Source organism: Halopenitus salinus (assembly GCF_042662125.1).
In the GTDB taxonomy this organism is placed as follows: domain Archaea; phylum Halobacteriota; class Halobacteria; order Halobacteriales; family Haloferacaceae; genus Halopenitus; species Halopenitus salinus.
In genome coordinates this window covers 245884-264791 of the sequence record NZ_JBHSXL010000006.1, presented here as the reverse complement: position 1 = coordinate 264791, position 18908 = coordinate 245884, and the positions used below count along the sequence as shown (strand labels likewise).

Below are 18908 nucleotides of genomic sequence, written 5' to 3'. Positions count from 1 at the left end.
CACCGCCCGCGCCGATCCCGCGTATCGAGCCGAAACCGAATCCCACCGACTCGACGTCCACGAACCGCCGCCCGTCGACCGAGAACACCACCGGACGAGACCGCCGCCGGCGGGCGGCAACCGCCGTGTGAACGGGCGATTTCGACGACGTCCGACACGTCCGATCGAGGATCCGCCCGCGACCGACCCGCTCGAAGGGATCGGAGACCGCCCCGCGATCCCTCTCCCGGCACCGGGGAAGCGACGCGAGCCACGACCCGGCGTCGACGGGCGAACGCCGAGCGGAACGGTCGGGACCGCCCCGGCGGCGGTCCACGGATGTCCCGCCAAACGCGAGCCGTCGTCCCAGCCGACGACGGCGCCAGGCGCGAAATCGCCGCTGGTCCCACGAAAACGCCGGGAGATCCGGGGGGCGATCCGTTCGTCCACCGATCGCCGCATCCGTCCCGTCCGTTCACCGTTTTCTCGATCGGCTTCCTACTCGCTCGGCTTCCCCTCGCGATCGTCCTGCTCGGTTACGCGGGTGATGCCGCCGATCACGGCCGATCGGCGCGGTGTTCCGAGATGATCTGATCGACCATCTCCGCGTTCCGTTCCCGCTCGCGCGCTTCGGCCCGCCGCTCCCAGTCGTCGATCGCGGCCTCGACCTCGCTCTCGCGTGCGACCGCCAGCTCGTCGACCTCCTGGATCGTGACCTGCTCGGCCGGCGCGACCGGGATCGACGCGTCGAAGAGCACCGCGTCGGCCGCATCCGAGAGGTTCCCCTCCCGGAGGACGAGCCGCGGTTCCGTCTCCGCGAGCCGTCGCGCGCTCCGGCGGCCGGCCCCTGAGGCGTCGCGCAGGTAGACCACGTCGCCGGGGGCGAGCCCGTACTCGCGGTCGGCCGTCTCGATCGCGTCGAGGGTGAACTGATCGACGGGCTTCACCGCGAGGAGATCGCGACCCGCCGCGACGTCGGCGAAGTCGGAGTGGTCGAGCTTCCAGAGCGCCTTCAGGCGCTCGAGCTTCTCCTCCAGCTCGTCGACCCGCTCGCGAGCCTCGTCGCGCTCGCGCTCGAGCCGGTCCGTCTCCCGCTCGAGCCGGGAGACCGATCGGCGCTCGCGGGCCTCGATCCGCTCCTCGCGTTTGGCCTCCGTGAGTTCGCCCTCGAGTTCCTCGATCCGGTCGTCGCGCGCCTCGAGTTTGTCCGTGAGGTCGTCGACGTGTCCCTCGAGGCGGTCGACGCGGTCGCGGAGCCGTCGGATCTCGCGTTCCTCCTCCGTGCGGTCCGGCTCGTCGGATCCGGCCTCCTCGCCGCCGTTGCCGCCGGAACCGCCTCCGTCGTTCGACCCGTCGTCCCGGAGGTCGGCGATGGCCGACTCGACGGACCGCTCGTCGCCCACGACGCGGGCGATCACGGCGTCCCGGTCGATCCGCGGCGGGGTCTTCTCCGCGATCCGCTCGAACTGGTCGGCGTGATCGTCGAGCGCAAAGAGCGCCGCGGCGAGCGCGTCGCGCTGGTGGTCGTCGTCGGTGTCGACCTCCCGGGTCCGGTGGAGCTTCTCGTCGACCGGGAGGTCGGTCTCGGGGATCCACCCGGCGGCGTCGAAGGACCGGCGGAACTTCTCTACGGTCTCGGGCATCGGCTCGACGTCCGCGGCGACGATCGCCGGCCGGCCGCGTTCGACTATCCACTCCGTGATGTCGCCAGAGTCCGCGGTCCGCGTCGAGTGGACGTCGTGGACCGTGCCGTCGAACCCGACGACGGCGACCGCGGTGGTCGTGCCCGGATCGATGCCGACGATCACGTGGTCGCGCCGCTCGACCAGCGGATCGAACTCGATCCCGTCGCGCCGCTCGCGTTCGATCTCGACGCGGACGTCCCCTGCCCGCGAGCTCGAGACGGGGATGTCCTCGGGGCGGGCCTCGACGGTGAAGACGGCGTTCGCGTAGCCGCCGTACTTCTCCGTCACGTCCCGGTCGTACTCGAGGTTCGCGGAGCGGAGCTCCGATTCGACCTCGCGGCTCCGCTTTTTGACGTTGCCGTGGATCCGGCGGGTGTAGCGGTCCTGGCTCCACCCGCCCTTGCCGGTCGAGCGCCCCCGGGCGACCTTGACGGTCGTCTCGTCGGTGAAGGCGGACACCTCGTGGCCGACGTTCGCCGCGGCGAGGCGCGCGGACGCCTCCGCCTCGGCCATCGGGTCGGACTCGTAGGGGATTCCGTGGCGGGAGGCGACCCGCGAGAGGGGCTCGGGTCGCTCCGCGCCGGTCACCTGCACGAGGCGGGTGCCGTCCGGCAGCGACCGGAGGAGCTGGACGAGTTCGCCCTTGTCGGCGGCGAGCTCGTAGGCGTTGTCGGTGGCGATCCGCGCCGGCTCGCGGTCGTCGATCAGCCGCAGGAGCTTCCGGAGGGAGACGACGTCGCGGTCGATCCGGGCGATGGGCCCCTCGACGTCGGGAAGCTCCGCCGCCGCCTCCTCGTCGTCCTCGTCGACGGGCGTGAGGGTCACGAGCGCGTAGGAGGGCGCGTCGCCGCGGACGTCGCCGCTTTGGACGTCGACGCCGAACACCGGCCGGTCGAGGGCGCGGATGGTCCCGGCAGTCACGGAAGACGATAGGCGATCGACGGGTAAATACCCCACGCCGGTGGGGGTGAGGGGAGTGAAAGCGGCGACGTCGGTCCTCCCCACCGTCGCCCGTGAGCTTCCCTACCCGTCGGCGTCGGGATACGGAACCTCGATCAGCTGTCCGTCGTCGGGGACGAAACACTCGCCGTCGAACGCCTCGCGCGCCTCGGCCTCGATCGCGGAGGCGTCCCCGGCGTACCGCGAGGAGATGTGGGTGAGCACGAGCCGTTTCGCGCCGGCCCGGGCGGCGATCTCGCCGGCCTCGCGGCCGGTCGAGTGGGCGGTCTGTCTGGCGCGTTCGGCCATGTCGTCGCCGAAGGTGGCGTCGTGGACGAGCAGGTCGGCGTCGGCCGCGACCTCGACGGTCCGGTTCTGCGGGCGCGTGTCGGCGGTGTAGACGAATCGCCGGCCGGGACGGGGCGGCCCGACGACTTGCTCGGGTCGCACGACCGTTCCGTCCTCCAGTTCGACCGGCTCGCCCTCGTGGAGCGTCCCGAACTCCGGGCCGGGCGGAACGCCGAGCTCCTCGGCCTTCGGCCGGTCGAACCGTCCCAGCCGGTCGTCCTCCACGAGCGCGTACCCCTGCGAGCGCGTGCGGTGGTCGGTCTCGAAGGCGCGGACCTCGTACTCGTCGGCTTCCAGCGCGACGGAGCCGGGCGAGACCTCGGCGATCCGCACCGGGAAGGCCGACTCGTGGCCGGCGGCGTGGACCAGGTCGTGGAGGTCACGCTTCGTGTTCGGCGGACAGTGGATCGCGAGGGGTCGCTCGCGATCGTTGAAGTCCATCGTCTGGACGAGTCCCGGAAGCCCGAGGACGTGGTCGCCGTGGAGGTGGGTGATGAAGACGTGGTCGACCGAAAAGCCCGTCGCGAACCGCATCATCTGGCGTTGGGTTCCCTCCCCGCAGTCGAAGAGCAGGCGGTCTCCCTCGCGATTCACGAGGAGGGAACTCGGAGCCCGCTCGGTGGTCGGGACGGCGCCGCCGGTCCCGAGGAATCGCACGCGAAGAGACATGCTCGTACCTGCGGACGGCGCTTATAAACCGGTGTCGAAAGGGGCTCCATCACGACCACCCGATCGACCGATTCTTGAGCACCCGTCGCCCATGGATCGGTAATGGACGGACCGCTGTGGACGGAGCGGCACGCGCCGGACCTCTCGGAGATCCGCCAGACCGAGGCGCGAGAGCGGTTCGAGCGTGCGCTCGAGGAGCCGATGAACCTGGTGGTTCAGGGGCCGCCGGGTGTCGGCAAGACGGCGGCGACGCGCGCGCTGGCCCGCGAGGCGCACGCCGATCCGGAAAACGACCTGATCGAGATCAACGTGGCGGACTTCTTCGATCGCAGCAAAAAGGAGATCCGCACCGACCCGCGCTTCGAGTCGTTCCTCTCGGGACGCAGCCGGCTGGCCAAACGCGACATGATCAACCGCGTGCTCAAGGAGTCGGCGGCGTACGCCCCGATGAGCGGCGAGTACAAGACGGTCGTCCTCGACAACGCCGAGTCGGTCCGCGAGGACTTCCAGCAGGCGCTGCGGCGCGTGATGGAGCAGTATCACCGCACGACGCAGTTCGTCATCACCACCCGTCAGCCGACGAAGCTGATCCCCCCGATCCGATCGCGGTGTTTCCCGGTTCAAATGCGCGCGCCCACCGTCGAGGAGACGATCGACGTCCTCGAAACGATCGCCGACCGCGAGGAGGCCACCTACGACCACGACGGCCTGGAGTTCCTCGCCAGCGCCGCCGGCGGCGACCTTCGTCGGGCGATCCTCTCCGCGCAGGCGACCGCCGTCGAGGGCGGCGAGATCACCATGTCGACCGCCTACGAGACGCTCGGGGAGATCGGCCACGACGAGGCGATCCGCGAGGCGCTCGCGGCGGCCGAGGACGGGGAGCTGTCGGACGCCAGGAGCACGATCGAGGACCTCCTCGACGAGGAGGGATACTCCGGGGAGGACTTGCTTCGCGAGCTGCTGCGGGTCGCCCGCGCGGGATCGACCTACGGCGGCGACGATCTGAAGCGGCTGCACAAGCTCGCCGGCGAGACCTCCCTCGACCTCGCCGAGGGGCTCGACGACCGGCTCCACCTCACCCACCTGTTGGCGGCCTGGGCCGCGGACCGGGACACGCTCGAGGGCGGGATCCGCGAATCCGTGGAGGCCTGAACCGATGTCCGGAGGTAGGAACCGATGACCTCGTCGTCGACGCGCGAGCCGGCGCCGTCCGAGCCGCCGATCGCCCGAATGCTTCCGTTTTCGGTCGTCGCTGACGCCTGGGGGCTCGCGCGGATTCCGGCCCTGATCGGCGCCGCAGTCCTCGTGTTCTCGCCGCCGATCGGAATCGCACTGTGGACGCTTGCGGTCGCGATCCTCTGGTTCCACCGGGACCCCGATCGGTCGACGCCCGAGGCGTCCAGTTCTGGTTCCGAGTCCGATTCCGAGTCCGCCCTCCCCGCAGTCTCTCCCGCCGACGGGACCGTTTCGACGATCCGCGAGGAGGGCGACCGCCTGCGGGTCGGGGTGTTCATGAACGTCACCGACGTCCACGTGAACCGCGCGCCCCTGTCCGGCACGGTGCAGGACGTTCGCCACCGACCGGGGGCCTACAGGCCCGCCTTCAGCAAGGATTCCGACCGCAACGAGCAGGTCGTGATCGACTGCGGGGACTACGAGCTGTTCCTCATCGCCGGGTGGTTCGCCCGGCGGATCCACCCGTCCGTCTCCGTCGGTGACGACCTCGAGCGCGGTCAGCGCGTCGGCCACGTCTCCTTCGGCTCGCGGGCGGACGTGCTGTTTCCCCCGTCGGTCGAGCGCGAGGACCTGTGTGTGCGCGAGGGTGAGACCGTTCGCGCCGGCGAGACCCTTCTCGTCGATCGGTGACTCGGAGCTCGGTGGTCCGATCGATACGGCCACCTTTCCGGTGGAAACCTTCTTGTATGTGTGGGGTGTTACCATAGATCGATGCCGGACACCAAATCGGGACGCGAGAAGAAGGGCAAGGACAAGCGTCGCCAGCTGGAGAACAGGCTCGCGAAACGCGAACTCACGGCCGAAGACGAGCCGCCCGAACCGGAAGGGATAGACGGCGACCTTCTCGCCGAGGACGTCGACGCTGACGCCGACGCCGACCTCGACGCCTGATCCCGCGTCGATCGCGTGTTCCGTTCTTGTCGTCTCGATCCGTTGTGTGAGCGACTGGATCGTCGGCGACTGCTCGGGAGTCTCCCACGAGGCTCGGTGGTTCGAGGAGATCGAGGCGGTCGTCCGTCAGGGCGGGTCAGTCGTCCGTCAGAGTGAGCCAGTATTTCCCTCCGTGCGACCCCGTGCTCCCATCCCATTCACTTAAACAACCCCGTGAGCGACCGTACCGCCTCCGCCCACATCGTGCTAATATGTCACACAATATTGGGTAGATCGTCCTCGCATCTCTCGATTTAATCGATCCTCGATTGTGGACTCCCCGTCCTCCACCTCCGTCCGGTGACGAAGCGTTTATATAGAATCACAATCAATCTTCGCTCGTCTATGAGTCAACGAATGCAGCAGGGACAGCCGATGATCATCATGGGCGACGACGCCCAGCGCGTCAAGGACAAGGACGCCCAGGAGTACAACATCTCGGCGGCCCGCGCCGTCGCCGAGGCGGTTCGATCGACGCTCGGCCCGAAGGGGATGGACAAGATGCTCGTCGACTCGATGGGCGACGTCACCATCACGAACGACGGGGTCACCATCCTCAAGGAGATGGACATCGACAACCCGACGGCCGAGATGATCATCGAGGTCGCGGAGACACAGGAGGACGAGGCCGGCGACGGCACTACGACCGCCGTTGCGATCGCGGGCGAACTCCTCAAGAACGCCGAGGACCTCATCGATCAGGACATCCATCCGACGGCGGTCATCAAGGGATTCTCCCTCGCGAGCGAGTACGCCCGCGAGGAGATCGACGAGATCGCAGAGCAGGTCGACCCCGAGGACGATGACCTTCTCCGTTCTGTCGCCGAGACCTCGATGACCGGAAAGGGCGCCGAGCTCGACAAGGACACCCTCGCCGACCTCGTCGTACGCGCCGTTCAGGCCGTCACCGTCAAAGCGGACGACGGCTCCCACGTCGTCGACCTCCAGAACCTGAAGATCGAGACGCAGACGGGCCGTCCCGCGAGCGCCTCCGAGCTCCTCTCGGGCGCGGTCATCAACAAGGATCCCGTCCAGGACGGGATGCCGACCGACTTCGAGTCCGCGAACGTTCTGCTCCTCGACGAGCCGATCGAGGTCGAGGAGGCCGACGTCGACACCTCCGTCTCCATCGAGACCCCCGACCAGCTCCAGCAGTTCCTCGACAAGGAGGAGGCCGAGCTTCGCGGCAAGGTCGACAAGATCGTCGAGTCGGGCGCCGACGTGGTCTTCTGTCAGAAGGGCATCGACGACCTCGCCCAGCACTACCTGGCTCGCCAGGGAATCCTCGCGGTCCGCCGGACCAAGAAGTCCGACCTCGGGTTCCTCAAGAACGTCCTCGACGCGCCCATCGTGAGCGACCTCGACGACCTCGAGGCCGACGACCTCGCGACGGGAACCATCCGCCGTGACCAGGAGGACGAGCTGTTCTACGTCGAGGGACCGAACTCACACGGCGTCACGCTGCTGCTTCGCGGCTCCACCGACCACGTCGTCGACGAGCTCGAACGCGGCGTCAACGACGCGCTCGACGTCGTCTCGACCACCGTCGCCGACGGGCGCACGCTCGCCGGCGGCGGCGCCATCGAGGTCGAACTCGCGAGCCGACTCCGTGATTACGCCGACTCCATCGAGGGCCGCGAACAGCTCGCCGTCGAGGCGTTCGCGGACGCCCTCGAGCTCGTCCCCCGCGTGCTCGCCGGAAACGCCGGCCTCGACTCCATCGACCTGCTCGTCGATCTGCGCGCGGCCCACGAGTCGGGCGACCAGCGCGCCGGCCTCGACGTCTTCTCCGGCGACGTCGTCGACACCTTCGACGCCGGGGTCGTCGAGACCGCCCACGCCAAAGAGCAGGCGCTCTCGTCTGCCACCGAGGCCGCGAACCTCGTCCTCAAGATCGACGACATCATCGCCGCGGGCGATCTGTCCACCTCCGGCGGCGACGACGAGGGCGCCCCCGGCGGCGCCGGCGGCATGGGCGGAATGGGCGGCGGCATGGGCGGCATGATGTAAGCCGGCCGGTCGAAACTCCCGCTCTCACCCCACCCGTCGATCTCTCACGCGTTCCGAGCCGTTCTCGAAACGTTCGTCATCTTCCCTTCGTTCGGTTCCGCTTTGGTTCGATTCCGCTTTCGTTCCCGCTTCCGTCCCCTGTCCGGCTTCGGCCGAGCCTCTCAAGTGTGTGTCAGGCGAACCGTCACCCATGGAGACGCTGCTTTTGGATTCCGAGGACGTCGCGTCGTACGCCGAGATGGACCGGCTGATCGACGCGGTCGAGGCGGCCTTCGCGGCCTACGAGCGCGGCGACGTCCGCATGCCGGCGAAGTCCTACATCGACCTCCCGCAGTACGAGGGCGACTTCCGGTCGATGCCGGCCTACCTCGACGTCGGCGACTGGGACGCGGCGGGCGTCAAGTGGGTGAACGTCCACACGCGAAACCCCTCGGAGTACGGCCTCCCGACCGTGATGGGGACGATGATCTACTCCGAGCCGGAGACCGCTTTCCCCCGTGCGATCATGGACGGCACGGAGTTGACGATGAACCGGACCGGCGCGGCCGCGGCGGTCGCGACCGACCACCTCGCGATCGAGGACGCGCGATCGCTCGGGATCGTCGGCGCGGGCGTACAGGCGTACACCCAACTCGAGGCGATCGCGACGATCCGGCCCATCGAGGAGGTCGTCGTGAGCGACATCGACGAGGACCGAGTCGGCCGATTCGTGGAGGCCTTCGAGGACCGATTTGCCGTCCGAGAGGGGACTCCGGCCGAGGCGGCCGCCTGTGACGTCTGTTCGACGGTCACCCCGGTCGAGGAGCCGATCGTGACACGCGAGATGGTCGGCGACCGGACCCACATCAACGCCATGGGCGCGGACGCGGCCGGCAAACACGAGATCGCCGACGAGGTCCTCCTGGACGCGAAACTCGTCATCGACGACTTCGAACAGTGTACCCACTCCGGGGAGATCAACGTCCCCTGGAGCGCGGGCATCCTCGACGCCGACGACGTCTACGGCGAGATCGGCGAGATCGTGACGGGCAAGAAGCCGGGGCGGACGCCGGAGGACGGACTCTCCGTCTTCGACTCGACGGGGCTCGCGATCCAGGACGTCGCGGCCGCACACGTCGTCTACGAGGCTGCCGACGCCAACGGCGCGGGATACGCCTTCGATCTGCTCGGGCTCGCGGGCCGGTTCGAGACGTGATCCGAGGGTCGCTCGCGAACCGCGTCTGACGTAAGAACTAATGCGGTCTCGGCGACACTGGATGGTATGGGAATCATGAGTAAGATCCTCGGCGGCGGGGGCAACCGCTCCGTCGACGACTACGTCGAACTCGACCTCGACGACTTCGCCGAGCCGCCGGGAGAGGCCGGAACGCAGGTCCACATCGCGGAGATAAGCGACAAGACCGACGTCATCGCGATCAAGGACGCCGTCTACGACGGCGACTTCGTCATCGCGGACATCACCCGCCACTCCACCTCGGATCGGACCATCGAGCACATCATCGACGAGCTGCGACAGGTCGCAGACGAGGTCGACGGCGACATCGTTCAAAAGGGCGACGACCAGCTCATTTTGACGCCCACCGGGGTCTCCATCTCCAGACAGAAGCTGGAGTGAGCCGCCGACGCAGCCGCGGATCGCGGGATCTGTCGCCGCGGATCACACGACATGTCGCGGCGGATCGCACGATATTTCCCGGTAACCCCCCGATGATCCAGTGAATGTCGAAGCCAGTCCTGCTCACCGGTGCGGGGGGACGGGTCGGCCAGGCCGTTCTCCGGGGGATCGGTAGCGAGTACGACTGGCGACTTCTCGACCGCGAGCCGCTCGCATCCGATCGGGTCCCCGACCGCGTCAGCGCCGCCGATCGATACGTCGCCGACGTCACCGACTTCGAGGCCGTCCGGGAGGCCATGGAGGGCGTCGAGGCCGTGATCCACCTCGCGGGCGATCCGCGGACGGACGCGCCCTGGGACAGCGTGCTCCGGAACAACATCGACGGGACCCGGACGATATTCGAGGCCGCCGTCGATGCCGACGTCGAGCGCGTCGCGTTCGCCTCCTCGAACCACGCCGTCGGCCACTACGAGACGGACGAACGAACGCCGGGCATGTACCGCAGCGACGACGACTACCGCCTCGACGGGACCGAGTTTCCCCGTCCCTCGAACCTCTATGGCGTCTCGAAGGCGACCGGCGAACTGCTCGGACGGTTCTACCACGACGAGTACGGGATCGACGTCGTCTGCGTCCGGATCGGCAACCTGACGCGCTCTCACCCCCCGCGCGAGTACGAGCGCGGACAGGCGATGTGGCTCTCCCACCGCGACTGTGCCCACCTGTTCGACCGCTGTCTGCGAGCGGACTACGGCTTCGAGATCGTCTACGGCATCTCCGACAACGACCGCAAGTACTACTCCATCGAGCGCGCCCGCGAGGTCCTCGGATACGACCCGCGCGACAACTCCGCGGAGTACACCTTCGAGGGCGACCCGATGGACGGCGACGACGGGTGAGCGGTCACTCCCCGGGATCTTCGTCCCCGCTCACCTCGTGGACGTGGCCGCATTCCGGGCACCGGACCTCCTCTCCGCGAACCCGCTGGCTCGACTCGCGGACCTCCCGCATCACGCTCGAGATCCGCTCTTCGGCCTCGAGTTCGTCCTCGACGTCCAGGTCGACGCCCTCGACCTCCAGCAGGAACTTCGCGATCTCCGTCACCTCGTACATCATCTCGTCGACGTCCTCCGCGGTGAAGAAGCCGGACATCGCGCCGTAGAGGAAGGTCGCGCCGGCCTTCGTCACCTTCCCCTCGAAGGAGTGTCGCGCCTGGTTCACGGCCTGGGGCGTGTACGTGTCCGTCATGAACGGAACCAGCTCGGGGAGGTTCTCGCCGATCTTCGTCATCTCCACGCCCGTCTCCGTCCGGAAGTCCGCACACAGCCTGGCTATCGCCCACTCCCGTGCGGTGATGTAGGTCCGATCGCGCAGGAACTCGTTGACCCGGTCGTACTGGGCGCCGTCCATCTTCTTGAACCGCTCGTACTTGCGGACGTCCGGCGGGACCTCGCTCGAGTCAGCGCCCTCGCGTTCGGTCGCTTCCTCGCCAGCCTCGTCGCTGGCGGTTTTGCCGTCGTCGTCGGCTTTCCCACTGTCGCTCCCGTCGCCGGCGGCTTTCCCGTTGCCGGCCTCGCCGCTGGTGGTTGCCTCGTCCGGCCTCCCCTCGTCGACCGGTTCCCGGTCGTCCGTCCCGTCGCGATCGACCGACTCCGACGTCCCCGACGCCGCACCCTGGTCCTCGCTCATACGTTCGCTAACCCGACCGGCGGGCAAAAGCGTTCCCCGTCGACCGACCGGGAAGCCGGCGAGCCGTCCACGAACACGTGAACTCGCCTCGTTCCCGTCGTGATTCCCGTCCCGAGTCGATTCCCGGTCCTACGCGGCGTACTTCTCGACGAGCGATCGGAGCCGCTCTTCGGGCTGGGCCCCGACGATCTCCTCGACCTGCTCGCCGTCCGCAAAGAGCACGAGCGTCGGAACGCCGCGGACGCCGAAGGTGCTCGCGAGCGTCTGGTTGGCGTCGACGTCGACCTTCGCGACCGTCGCGTCGGTCTCGTCGGCCAGCGTCTCGACGACCGGCTCGAGCATCTGGCACGGACCGCACCAGTCGGCATAGAAGTCCACGAGGACGACGCCGCCACCCTCGACGAGCTTCGTGAGGGCTTGCTCGTCGTCGACGTGAACCGGTTCATCGTGGGAGACGCCGCTCGAATCGGAACCTGATGTCGTTGCCATCACCCTTCGGTAGGCCGCCGTCGTAATTAAGAGTTTTGGGTAGTTTGAACAATATAGATGTACACGTTCGCCGGCGTTCCAACCGTCGGTCGGCGACGCCACGCGTGTCCTCCCTTCGCTCCATCCCGCACGCATTCCGCGTTTTCCGCCGTTCGTCTCCGTCTTCGTCCCGAAACACGCGTTCCCTCCGTCGTCGGCGTTCGTGCCGATATTCGACTCAGCGTCGGAATGGAATTGTACATTTTCTACACAAATCTTTTAACCCCTGACGACGTATCGATCCGTACACATGCCAGATTCGATGTCCGAACAGCTCCAGCGTGACATGGAGTGTGAGGGGCTCCTCGAGTGCTTTCACGGCCTCAAGCAGCTCGATCGCGAGTGCTTTCGCGCGCTCGTCGACGCCGGGGAGCCGCTCACCGTCGACGAGGTCGCGGAGGCGGTCGACCGGGAGCGATCGACGGCCTATCGTGCGGTCCAGCGGCTGTTGCAGACGGGCTTCATACAAAAGGAGCAGGTGAACTACGACCAGGGCGGCTACTACCACGTCTACTCGCCGACGGACCCCTCGAAGATCGCCGACGACATGCAGCGCATGCTCAACGACTGGTACGCGAAGATGGGACAGCTCATTCAGGAGTTCGAGACGAAGTACGAGGACGCCGACGCCCCGGCGACCGCCGAGAGCTGATCGCGGGCGAAGTAACCCGCCGTACCTCGCTTCTCGCTCCCGTTTTCGATTCCATCTCTCTCCCCTTCTCGCTCCCGTTTCCGGCCTCACCTCCGCTTCCCGTCCCGTTTCCGGCTCCACCTCGGTCCCTTTTTCGCGTTTCGTCCGTCCTCGATCGGCGTGTTCGTCCGCCAGGTCGACCGTCCGTCGATGATGAATAAGTATTGTACAATACACACAAACAGTAATACGCGAGGCGGGCGTATCCTCGGTCGATGAAACCGCCGACCCGGGCCGAGACGCAGAACTGCTCGCCGCGCTCGTCGGGAACCCCGCGTTCGCCGCGATCGGGATCCCCGCCATCGTCCCGCTCGTCGCCGGAGGGACCATGACTCCGCTCGACCTCCGCGCCGAGGTGCCGGCGCTTCAGCAGTCCGTCTACCTGAACTACGGCGCACACGGCCCCAGCCCGCGACCCGTCGTGGAGGCTGCCGAATCGTTCCTCCACACGCACGAGTACGACGCGCCGGCGCGGACGAACCCCTACGAGACGGCCGCCGACGCGTTCGATCGGACCCGGGAGGCCGTCGCCGATCACGTCGGCGCCGACCCCTCCGAGATCGGGCTCACCGAGAGCACCACCGCCGGGATCAACGCCATCGCGGGCGCGATCGACTGGGATCCGGGCGACGTCGTCGTTCGGACCGACCTCGAACACCCGGCCGGGATCCTCCCCTGGCAGCGGCTCGAACGCGAGGGGGTCGAGGTCCGCGTCGTTCCGACGAGGGACGGCCGGATCGATCCAGACGAGTTCGCGGCGGCGGTCGCCGACGCGCGGCTCGTCTGTTTTTCGGCCCTCACCTGGACGCACGGCACCCGGCTTCCCGTGGCCGACCTCGTCGACATCGCCCACGATGCCGGCGCCTTCGCGCTCGTCGATGCCGTCCAGGTGCCGGGCCAGACGTCGATGGACGTCGGGACGTGGGGCGCCGACGCCGTCGCCGCGGCCGGCCACAAGTGGCTGCTCGGCCCGTGGGGCGGCGGATTCGTGTACGTCGCGTCCGACGCCGTGGACGCGCTCCATCCTCGGTCCCTCGGCTATCGGAGCGTGAAGACGCCGACCGCGGACCCCTACGAGCTCGCCGAGGGAGCCCGCCGATTCGAGGTGGGAACCGCGAACCCGGCCCCACACGTCGGGCTGCAGGAGGCGATCGGGATCGTCGAGACGGTCGGGCTCGACCGCATCGAGGACCGGATCGGCGCCCTCGCCGGTCGACTTGCCGACGGCGTCCCCGCGGATCGACTGTTGAGCCCCGCCGACCCCGAGTCCGGTCTCGTGACGATCGACGTCGACGACCCGGCCGCGACCGTCGAACGCCTCGCGTCCGAGGAGATCCGCGTTCGCGACCTCCCGTTCCCGGAGGCCATCCGGGCGTCCGTCCACGCGATCAACACCGAGGACGACGTCGATCGCCTCCTCGATGCGCTCTCCGCGGAGTGGTGACCGTGGCCTCCGACGATCGGGTTCGCGTCTGGCTCGTCGAGCGGACCTACTCCGACGACGAACAGAACGTGGTCATCCTCGTCTACGCGACGACCGAGGGTGACCGGTACTTCCGCAAGGAGCGCGCGCTGACGAGCTTTTCGGACGTGCGCGATACGACCGCCGCGATCGAGGTCGACCCCGATGACCTCGGCGACGTCGACGACCCGTCGCTTCGAGAGCGCTATTCCGGGGAGGCCTCGCGAATGGCGGCCGAACACGATCCGGACGATCCCGTTTGACCTCCCCGTTCAGACGAACGCGAGCGGAACCATCACCGCAACGCCGAGGGCGACGCCGCCCGCGAGTTCGCGTTTGCCCCCGTGCGGGAGCGGCTCGCCGATCGACAGCGCCTCCGGCAGGAACTCCGTGAGGACGAGGTAGATCATCGCGCCCGCGGCGAACCCGAACCCGTAGGGGAGCAACCGGCGGGCGATCCGGACGAACGCGAAGGCGATCACGGCGCCGATCGGCTGGGGCAGACTCGAGAAGACCGCCCACCAGACCATCCGCCACTTCGGCACGCCCATGGCCTTCAGCGGGATGGAGATCGCCGTCCCCTCCGGGACGTTGTGGATGGAGATCGCGATCGTCATGAACACGGCCAGGATCGGGACGGTGAACCCGACGATCCCGATCCCGCCCGCGAGCCCGAGGTCGGCGAAGGAGACGCCGACGGCGATCCCCTCCGGAAAGCTGTGGACGGTCAACACGCCGAGGATCAACACGAGCTTCTTGAAGTCGGCCTCCTCGTACTCGCGCGGGTCGATATCGACGTCCATCAACACCTCGTGGGCGATCACGACGAGGACGACGCCGGCGGCCATGCCGATCGCGATCTCCAGCGGGGTCCCCTCCGAGAGCCCCTCGTCGATCAGCCCGAACAGCGACGCCGAGACCATGATCCCCGAGGCGAGCCCCCAGAGGACGACGGTCCAGCGGTCACCGATCTCCTCGAAGAAGAAGAACGGGAGCGCGCCGATCCCCGTCGCGAGCGCCGTGATGAACCCCGCGACGAACACCACGACGAGGTTCTCGAGAAGCGCCATTCGTCCGATCGTTATCGGATATCGGATATAAACCTCCCCCCGAACGTGGCGACGGCGCCCCTCGACCCGACCGATTTTCACGCTCGGGACCCAACCGCGGACATGGGGTTTCACACCTTCGACGCCGACCGCGCGGCGAGACTTGAGGAGGCGGGAAAACGCTACCGATACCTCTCCCGCGAGGAGCTGCTCGCCGCGATCGATCCCGGTCCGGACGCCGTGATCGCCGATCTCGGCAGCGGAACCGGCTTCTTCACCGACGACGTCGCACCCCACGTCGGGACCGTCCACGCCGTCGACGTCCAATCCGAGATGCACGAGTTCTACCGACGGAAGGGCGTTCCCGACAACGTCGAACTCCTCGCGAGCGACGTCGCCGACCTCCCCTTCGAGACCGATGCCCTCTCGGGGGCCTTCTCGACGATGACCTACCACGAGTTCGCGAGCCCGGAGGCGGTGGAGACGATCGCCCGCGTCGTCGAACCCGGGGGACGCCTCGTCGTCGTCGACTGGAGCGCCGACGGCGCCGGCGAGGCCGGACCGCCGATCGACGAGCGATACGACTCCGAGGCGGCCGCGGACGCGCTTCGCGCCGGCGGATTCGAGATCGAGCGCGTCGACGACCGTCCGGAGACCTTCCTGCTCGTCGCCGTCGCGCCGTAGCTTCCGGCGGCCTCTTCGCCGCCCGTCGTCACCGTCTACCGTCCGCAATCCGTAATCCGTAATCCGCAATCCACAGTCCGCAGTCCACAATCCGCAATCCGCCGTCTACCGTCCGCCGTCCGTCGTTTACGGTCCGCCGACTTCCCTTTCTATCCGCATTCTTATATTTGGGGCAAACGCTAATATTACACGAACGAACATTATGTTTGTATGGTAACCATAGACATCGAATCCGAGGAGGGACAACGCGAGATCCTCCGCCGGATGATGCTGATCCGCGAGTTCGACGAGATGGCCGGCGACCGATTCGCCGACGGGGAGATCCCGGGCTTCGTTCACCTCTATATCGGCGAGGAGGCGGTCGGCGTCGGCGCCTGTGCCGCGCTTGAGCCGGACGACTACATCGCGAGCACACACCGGGGCCACGGCCACTGCATCGCGAAGGGGCTCGACCCGAAACGGATGATGGCCGAACTCTACGGCAAACGCGAGGGCTACTGCAACGGCAAGGGCGGCTCGATGCACATCGCCGACGTCGACGCCGGGATGCTCGGCGCGAACGGGATCGTCGGCGCGGGCCCGCCGCTGGCCACCGGCGCGGCGCTCTCGGCGGCCCAAAAGGACGAGGACCGGGTCGCGCTGGCGTTCTTCGGCGACGGCGCCGTCGCGCAGGGCCAGGTACACGAAGCGATCAACCTCGCCGCGACGTGGGACCTGCCGGCCGTCTTCCTCGTCGAGAACAACCAGTTCGGCGAGGGGACCCCCGTCGAGAAGCAACACAACCTCGAGAACCTCAGCGAGACCGCGGAGGCCTACGACATCCCCGGATTCTCCGTCGACGGGATGGACGTCACGGCGATCTACGAGGCGGTCGAGCGCGCCCGCGAGCGCGCCGCCGCCGGCGAGGGACCGACCTTCATCGAGGCGAACACCTACCGCTATCGCGGCCACTTCGAGGGCGACCACCAGCCCTACCGCGACGAGGACGACGTCGAGGAGTGGCGCCAGCGGTGCCCGATCGACTCCTTCTCCGGCCGGCTCGTCGACGCCGGCGTGTTGGACGAATCGGCCGTCGAGGAGCTGCGCTCGGAGGCGGCCGCGGAGATCGAGGAGGCGGTCGCGTTCGCCCAGGACGCCACCGACCCCGACCCGAGCGAGGCCTACGAGGACATGTTCGACGTCGCCGTCCCCGAGTTGCACATGCACGCCGGCGGCGCCCGTGCCGACGGCGGCACCAGGGGAGGTGAGGGTCGATGAGCGTCGACTCGGACGTCAGCAGCGCCTCGAACACGGAGACGATGACCGTCCGCGAGGCCATCCGCGCCGCCATGCGCGAGGAGATGCAACGCGACGAGGACGTCTTCCTCATGGGCGAGGACGTCGGCCTCTTCGGCGGCGTCTTCGACGTCAGCGACGGGCTCTTGGAGGAGTTCGGCGAGGGGCGAGTCCGGGACACGCCGATCAGCGAGGCCGGATTCCTCGGCGCGGGGGTGGGCTCTGCGGCCGCCGGATCGCGGCCCATCGTCGAGATCATGTTCTCGGACTTCCTCGGCGTCTCGATGGAACAGACGATGAACCAGATGGCCAAGATGCGCTACATGTTCGGCGGGAAGACGGAGATGCCCGTCACCGTCCGGACGACGGAGGGCGGCGGCATGGGCGCGGCCAGCCAGCACTCCGGCACGGTCCACACGTGGTTCGCCCACTTCCCCGGGCTCATCGCCGTCACTCCGGGAACGCCCGCGGCCGCAAAGGGGCTGTTGAAGACCGCGATCCGGTCGAACGACCCCGTGTTCTTCTTCGAGAACAAGATGATCTACGAGCAGTCCGGCGAGGTCCCCACCGACCCGGACTTCACGCTCCCCATCGGCGAGGCGGGCGTGGAGCGCGAGGGCGAGGACGTGACCGTGATCGCCACCCAGCGCCTCGTCGGCGAGTCGCTGCAGGCGGCGGAGGAGCTCGCGGGCGACGTCGATCTCGAGGTGATCGACCTCCGGTCGCTGTACCCGCTCGACACCGACACGATCACGGAGAGCCTCGCGAAGACCGGGCGGGTCGTCATCGCCGACGAGAGCCCGGTCTCCTACGGCGTCCACGCCGAGGTGCTCTCGCGGCTCGTCGAGCACGGCTTCTACACGCTCGATGCGCCGCCGGAACGCGTCGGGGTTCCCGACACCCACATCCCCTTCAGCCAGCCGCTCGAGAACGAGGTGCTCCCCGACTCGGAGGACGTGATCGCGGCGGTCGGGCGGTTGTCCTGAATGGCTGAGGACGACTCCGTCTCCCCTTCATCCGGCGGTTCGTCCCCGACCGACGATTCGTCCCCGACCGACGATTCGTCCTCGCACGCCCCGACGGTCGGACTGATCGTCAACCCGGCCGCCGGCCGCGACATCCGCCGGCTCACCGGCGGCGCGAGCGTCAGCGACAACTATGCCAAACGCCGGACCGCGGAGTGCGTTCTCGCCGGGCTGCAGCTCGCGCCCGATCCGGTCGACGCACTCGTGATGCCCGACCGCGCCGAGCTCGGCCAGCGGATCGTCGGCAACGTCGACGCGGACGGCGATCTCGCGGCGGCGGGAATCGACGTCTCCCTGCTCGAGATGTCGATCGAGGGCGGACCCGAGGACACTCGGACTGCGGCGGGGCGATTTCGGGAGGTCGCCGACGCGGTCGTCGTGCTCGGCGGCGACGGCACCAACCGCGACGTCTCGACCGCGATCGGCGAGGTCCCGATGGTCAGCGTCTCGACCGGCACGAACAACGTCGTCCCGACGCCCGTCGACGGGACCGTCGCCGGCGCGGCTGCCGGCCTCGTCGCCTCCGGCGCGGCCGATCCGAGCGCGGTCACCACGCGCCACGGGACCCTCTCCGCGACCGTCGCCGGCGCCTCGGGCGAGGGGACGGTCTCGGGGCTCGCGACGATGGGGCTGCTCGATCGACCCTTCATCGGCACGCGGGCGGTGCTCGACGTCTCGGAGTTCGTCGCCGGCGTCACCTCGCGGGCGTTCCCCGCCGAGATCGGCCTCTCGGGGATCGCCGGCGGGATCGAGCCCTGTGCGCCCGACGCTCCCGGCGGCGTGGGCCTCCGGTTCCGCGACGGCGGCTCGCCTCGGACCGTCCGGGCCATCACCGTCCCCGGCGTCGTCGAGACCGTGACCGTCGGGACCTGCAGGCGGATCGACGCCGGCGAGCCCTGGACCGTGTACGTCGACCGCGGCGTGATCACCGCCGACGGCGAGCGCGAGCGGGAGGTCTCCGACGCCGAGGTCACCTTCAGGGTCCACGACGAGGGGCCGCGGCTCGTCGACGTCGAGGCGGCGTTCGAGGCCGCGATCGACGCGGGAACGTTTCGGCCGGCCGACGTGGAGGTGATGCGGTGATGACGGTGCGG

19 protein-coding genes are annotated in these 18908 nt (G+C 68.4%); 14 read left to right on the top strand and 5 right to left on the bottom strand.

Annotated elements, in window-relative coordinates; translation table 11 throughout:
• Nucleotides 1–536 precede the first annotated feature (536 nt).
• Together ACFQE9_RS07555 and rnz are read right to left on the bottom strand one after the other, a co-directional pair.
• Nucleotides 537–2585: a DUF460 domain-containing protein gene (locus ACFQE9_RS07555; protein WP_379742697.1), complete on the bottom strand. Its 2049-nt coding sequence runs from the start codon at nt 2583–2585 to the stop codon at nt 537–539.
• A 102-nt stretch (nt 2586–2687) separates the two neighbouring features.
• Nucleotides 2688–3620, bottom strand: a complete 933-nt coding sequence (gene rnz, locus ACFQE9_RS07550) for a ribonuclease Z (protein ID WP_379742694.1) — start codon at nt 3618–3620, stop codon at nt 2688–2690.
• Between the two features lie 102 nt (nt 3621–3722).
• On the opposite strand from rnz, the gene ACFQE9_RS07545 reads away from it, so the two are divergent.
• The 7 genes from ACFQE9_RS07545 (at nt 3723) to azf (ending at nt 10310) form a co-directional block, all read left to right on the top strand.
• Nucleotides 3723–4772, top strand: a complete 1050-nt coding sequence (locus ACFQE9_RS07545; RefSeq protein ID WP_379742691.1) for an AAA family ATPase — start codon at nt 3723–3725, stop codon at nt 4770–4772.
• A gap of 24 nt (nt 4773–4796) precedes the next feature.
• Nucleotides 4797–5486, top strand: a complete 690-nt coding sequence (locus tag ACFQE9_RS07540; protein WP_379742688.1) for a protein sorting system archaetidylserine decarboxylase — start codon at nt 4797–4799, stop codon at nt 5484–5486.
• An 81-nt stretch (nt 5487–5567) separates the two neighbouring features.
• A complete protein-coding gene (locus ACFQE9_RS07535; RefSeq protein WP_379742685.1) occupies nt 5568–5747 on the top strand; it encodes a hypothetical protein in 180 nt (59 codons plus the stop codon).
• Between the two features lie 414 nt (nt 5748–6161).
• Nucleotides 6162–7796, top strand: a complete 1635-nt coding sequence (thsB, locus tag ACFQE9_RS07530; RefSeq protein WP_379743065.1) for a thermosome subunit beta — start codon at nt 6162–6164, stop codon at nt 7794–7796.
• Nucleotides 7797–7986: 190 nt separating this feature from the next.
• The gene (locus ACFQE9_RS07525; protein ID WP_379742682.1) at nt 7987–8991 is read left to right on the top strand and encodes an ornithine cyclodeaminase family protein; all 1005 of its coding nucleotides are present in this window, start codon (nt 7987–7989) and stop codon (nt 8989–8991) included.
• 66 nt (nt 8992–9057) lie between these two features.
• Complete coding sequence (locus tag ACFQE9_RS07520; protein ID WP_379742680.1) at nt 9058–9411, top strand: cell division protein SepF; 354 nt, start codon at nt 9058–9060, stop codon at nt 9409–9411.
• 104 nt (nt 9412–9515) lie between these two features.
• Nucleotides 9516–10310 carry an NAD-dependent glucose-6-phosphate dehydrogenase Azf gene (azf, locus tag ACFQE9_RS07515; RefSeq protein ID WP_379742677.1) on the top strand — a complete coding sequence of 265 codons (795 nt, stop codon included), beginning with the start codon at nt 9516–9518 and terminating at the stop codon, nt 10308–10310.
• A gap of 4 nt (nt 10311–10314) precedes the next feature.
• Here azf and ACFQE9_RS07510 read toward each other — a convergent pair whose 3' ends face one another.
• Nucleotides 10315–11100, bottom strand: coding sequence for a DUF5806 family protein (locus tag ACFQE9_RS07510; protein ID WP_379742674.1), 786 nt, complete (start codon nt 11098–11100; stop codon nt 10315–10317).
• 129 nt (nt 11101–11229) lie between these two features.
• Nucleotides 11230–11589, bottom strand: coding sequence for a thioredoxin (gene trxA / locus ACFQE9_RS07505; protein WP_379742671.1), 360 nt, complete (start codon nt 11587–11589; stop codon nt 11230–11232).
• 289 nt (nt 11590–11878) lie between these two features.
• Here trxA and ACFQE9_RS07500 point away from each other — a divergent pair, with 289 nt between their 5' ends.
• The 3 genes from ACFQE9_RS07500 to ACFQE9_RS07490 all read left to right on the top strand — a co-directional run bounded on the left by ACFQE9_RS07500 (nt 11879) and on the right by ACFQE9_RS07490 (nt 14044).
• Entirely contained in the window at nt 11879–12280 is a 402-nt protein-coding gene (locus ACFQE9_RS07500) for a helix-turn-helix domain-containing protein (RefSeq protein WP_379742668.1), read from the top strand.
• Nucleotides 12281–12647: 367 nt separating this feature from the next.
• Nucleotides 12648–13763, top strand: a complete 1116-nt coding sequence (locus ACFQE9_RS07495) for an aminotransferase class V-fold PLP-dependent enzyme (protein WP_379742665.1) — start codon at nt 12648–12650, stop codon at nt 13761–13763.
• On the top strand, nt 13760–14044 hold the full coding sequence (locus tag ACFQE9_RS07490) for a DUF7967 family protein (protein WP_379742662.1): 285 nt from the start codon (nt 13760–13762) through the stop codon (nt 14042–14044). Before ACFQE9_RS07495 ends, ACFQE9_RS07490 begins: the two co-directional genes overlap by 4 nt.
• A gap of 9 nt (nt 14045–14053) precedes the next feature.
• On the opposite strand, the gene ACFQE9_RS07485 is transcribed toward ACFQE9_RS07490, so the two are convergent.
• Nucleotides 14054–14851 (bottom strand): ZIP family metal transporter, encoded by a 798-nt coding sequence (locus ACFQE9_RS07485; protein WP_379742659.1) that lies wholly within the window; start codon nt 14849–14851, stop codon nt 14054–14056.
• A gap of 102 nt (nt 14852–14953) precedes the next feature.
• On the opposite strand from ACFQE9_RS07485, the gene ACFQE9_RS07480 reads away from it, so the two are divergent.
• The 4 genes from ACFQE9_RS07480 to ACFQE9_RS07465 all read left to right on the top strand — a co-directional run bounded on the left by ACFQE9_RS07480 (nt 14954) and on the right by ACFQE9_RS07465 (nt 18897).
• Complete coding sequence (locus ACFQE9_RS07480; RefSeq protein ID WP_379742656.1) at nt 14954–15514, top strand: class I SAM-dependent methyltransferase; 561 nt, start codon at nt 14954–14956, stop codon at nt 15512–15514.
• A 210-nt stretch (nt 15515–15724) separates the two neighbouring features.
• The gene (locus ACFQE9_RS07475) at nt 15725–16771 is read left to right on the top strand and encodes a thiamine pyrophosphate-dependent dehydrogenase E1 component subunit alpha (protein WP_379742653.1); all 1047 of its coding nucleotides are present in this window, start codon (nt 15725–15727) and stop codon (nt 16769–16771) included.
• Nucleotides 16768–17775, top strand: a complete 1008-nt coding sequence (locus ACFQE9_RS07470) for an alpha-ketoacid dehydrogenase subunit beta (protein WP_379742650.1) — start codon at nt 16768–16770, stop codon at nt 17773–17775. Before ACFQE9_RS07475 ends, ACFQE9_RS07470 begins: the two co-directional genes overlap by 4 nt.
• Nucleotides 17776–18897 carry an NAD(+)/NADH kinase gene (locus ACFQE9_RS07465; protein ID WP_379742647.1) on the top strand — a complete coding sequence of 374 codons (1122 nt, stop codon included), beginning with the start codon at nt 17776–17778 and terminating at the stop codon, nt 18895–18897.
• Nucleotides 18898–18908 lie beyond the last annotated feature (11 nt).

Excerpts from the sequence above, each read along its gene's own strand:
- azf (WP_379742677.1), top strand. The coding sequence starts at position 9,516 with ATGTCGAAGCCAGTCCTGCTCACCGGTGCGGGGGGACGGGTCGGCCAG.
- ACFQE9_RS07520 (WP_379742680.1), top strand. The coding sequence starts at position 9,058 with ATGGGAATCATGAGTAAGATCCTCGGCGGCGGGGGCAACCGCTCCGTC.
- ACFQE9_RS07475 (WP_379742653.1), top strand. The coding sequence starts at position 15,725 with ATGGTAACCATAGACATCGAATCCGAGGAGGGACAACGCGAGATCCTC.
- ACFQE9_RS07485 (WP_379742659.1), bottom strand. The coding sequence starts at position 14,851 with ATGGCGCTTCTCGAGAACCTCGTCGTGGTGTTCGTCGCGGGGTTCATC.
- ACFQE9_RS07500 (WP_379742668.1), top strand. The coding sequence starts at position 11,879 with ATGCCAGATTCGATGTCCGAACAGCTCCAGCGTGACATGGAGTGTGAG.
- ACFQE9_RS07495 (WP_379742665.1), top strand. The coding sequence starts at position 12,648 with ATGACTCCGCTCGACCTCCGCGCCGAGGTGCCGGCGCTTCAGCAGTCC.
- ACFQE9_RS07545 (WP_379742691.1), top strand. The coding sequence starts at position 3,723 with ATGGACGGACCGCTGTGGACGGAGCGGCACGCGCCGGACCTCTCGGAG.
- ACFQE9_RS07535 (WP_379742685.1), top strand. The coding sequence starts at position 5,568 with ATGCCGGACACCAAATCGGGACGCGAGAAGAAGGGCAAGGACAAGCGT.
- trxA (WP_379742671.1), bottom strand. The coding sequence starts at position 11,589 with ATGGCAACGACATCAGGTTCCGATTCGAGCGGCGTCTCCCACGATGAA.
- ACFQE9_RS07510 (WP_379742674.1), bottom strand. The coding sequence starts at position 11,100 with ATGAGCGAGGACCAGGGTGCGGCGTCGGGGACGTCGGAGTCGGTCGAT.
- ACFQE9_RS07470 (WP_379742650.1), top strand. The coding sequence starts at position 16,768 with ATGAGCGTCGACTCGGACGTCAGCAGCGCCTCGAACACGGAGACGATG.
- ACFQE9_RS07480 (WP_379742656.1), top strand. The coding sequence starts at position 14,954 with ATGGGGTTTCACACCTTCGACGCCGACCGCGCGGCGAGACTTGAGGAG.
- rnz (WP_379742694.1), bottom strand. The coding sequence starts at position 3,620 with ATGTCTCTTCGCGTGCGATTCCTCGGGACCGGCGGCGCCGTCCCGACC.
- ACFQE9_RS07525 (WP_379742682.1), top strand. The coding sequence starts at position 7,987 with ATGGAGACGCTGCTTTTGGATTCCGAGGACGTCGCGTCGTACGCCGAG.
- thsB (WP_379743065.1), top strand. The coding sequence starts at position 6,162 with ATGATCATCATGGGCGACGACGCCCAGCGCGTCAAGGACAAGGACGCC.
- ACFQE9_RS07465 (WP_379742647.1), top strand. The coding sequence starts at position 17,776 with ATGGCTGAGGACGACTCCGTCTCCCCTTCATCCGGCGGTTCGTCCCCG.
- ACFQE9_RS07540 (WP_379742688.1), top strand. The coding sequence starts at position 4,797 with ATGACCTCGTCGTCGACGCGCGAGCCGGCGCCGTCCGAGCCGCCGATC.